This is a genomic window from Streptomyces sp. AC602_WCS936 (genome assembly GCF_019049125.1).
Taxonomy (GTDB): domain Bacteria; phylum Actinomycetota; class Actinomycetes; order Streptomycetales; family Streptomycetaceae; genus Streptomyces.
Map to the genome: position 1 here is coordinate 1 of NZ_JAGMUF010000060.1, position 1,790 is coordinate 1,790.

Genomic DNA, 1,790 nt, shown 5'->3' on the forward strand with positions numbered 1-1,790 from the left:
TTCAGTGCCGGCCCCAGTGCACTCGGGATGTTGTCCCGGGGTGATGGGTGGTTGGTCGTTGTTTGAGAACTGCACAGTGGACGCGAGCATCTGTGGCCAAGTTTTTAAGGGCGCACGGTGGATGCCTTGGCACCAGGAACCGATGAAGGACGTGGGAGGCCACGATAGTCCCCGGGGAGTCGTCAACCAGGCTTTGATCCGGGGGTTTCCGAATGGGGAAACCCGGCAGTCGTCATGGGCTGTCACCCGCTGCTGAACACATAGGCAGTGTGGAGGGAACGCGGGGAAGTGAAACATCTCAGTACCCGCAGGAAGAGAAAACAACCGTGATTCCGGGAGTAGTGGCGAGCGAAACTGGATGAGGCCAAACCGTATACGTGTGAGACCCGGCAGGGGTTGCGTGTGCGGGGTTGTGGGATCTCTCTTCTACGGTCTGCCGGCCGTAGGGCGAGTCAGAAACCGTTGATGTAGGCGAAGGACATGCGAAAGGTCCGGCGTAGAGGGTAAGACCCCCGTAGTCGAAACGTCAGCGGCTTGCTTGAGAGACACCCAAGTAGCACGGGGCCCGAGAAATCCCGTGTGAATCTGGCGGGACCACCCGCTAAGCCTAAATATTCCCTGGTGACCGATAGCGGATAGTACCGTGAGGGAATGGTGAAAAGTACCGCGGGAGCGGAGTGAAATAGTACCTGAAACCGTGTGCCTACAAGCCGTGGGAGCGTCGGGATGGAGCTTGCTTCATCCTCGTGACTGCGTGCCTTTTGAAGAATGAGCCTGCGAGTTTGCGGTGTGTTGCGAGGTTAACCCGTTGTGGGGTAGCCGTAGCGAAAGCGAGTCCGAACAGGGCGGTGGAGTAGCACGCTCAAGACCCGAAGCGGAGTGATCTAGCCATGGGCAGGTTGAAGCGGAGGTAAGACTTCGTGGAGGACCGAACCCACCAGGGTTGAAAACCTGGGGGATGACCTGTGGTTAGGGGTGAAAGGCCAATCAAACTCCGTGATAGCTGGTTCTCCCCGAAATGCATTTAGGTGCAGCGTCGTGTGTTTCTTGCCGGAGGTAGAGCACTGGATAGGCGATGGGCCCTACCGGGTTACTGACCTTAGCCAAACTCCGAATGCCGGTAAGTGAGAGCGCGGCAGTGAGACTGTGGGGGATAAGCTCCATGGTCGAGAGGGAAACAGCCCAGAGCATCGACTAAGGCCCCTAAGCGTACGCTAAGTGGGAAAGGATGTGGAGTCGCACAGACAACCAGGAGGTTGGCTTAGAAGCAGCCACCCTTGAAAGAGTGCGTAATAGCTCACTGGTCTAGTGATTCCGCGCCGACAATGTAGCGGGGCTCAAGCGTACCGCCGAAGTCGTGTCATTGCAGCATGACGGCTAACGCCGGCTGTGATGGGTAGGGGAGCGTCGTGTGCCGGGTGAAGCAGCCGCGTAAGCGAGTTGTGGACGGTTCACGAGTGAGAATGCAGGCATGAGTAGCGATACAAACGTGAGAAACGTTTGCGCCGATTGACTAAGGGTTCCTGGGTCAAGCTGATCTGCCCAGGGTAAGTCGGGACCTAAGGCGAGGCCGACAGGCGTAGTCGATGGATAACCGGTTGATATTCCGGTACCCGCTGTGAAGCGTCAAACATCGAGCATCGTGATGCTAAGGCCGTGAAGCCGTTCCGGACCCTTCGGGGAAAGGAAAGTGGTGGAGCCGCTGAACCAAGCGGTTAGTAGGTGAGTGATGGGGTGACGCAGGAAGGTAGTCCATCCCGGGCGGTGGTTGTCCCGGGGTAAGGGTGTAG

The 1,790-nt window shown here is 57.8% G+C and carries 1 rRNA gene; it reads left to right on the top strand.

What is annotated here, in order from left to right:
• Nucleotides 1–94: 94 nt before the first annotated feature.
• Nucleotides 95–1,790, top strand: a 23S ribosomal RNA gene (locus tag KUM03_RS21285); the annotation flags it as partial.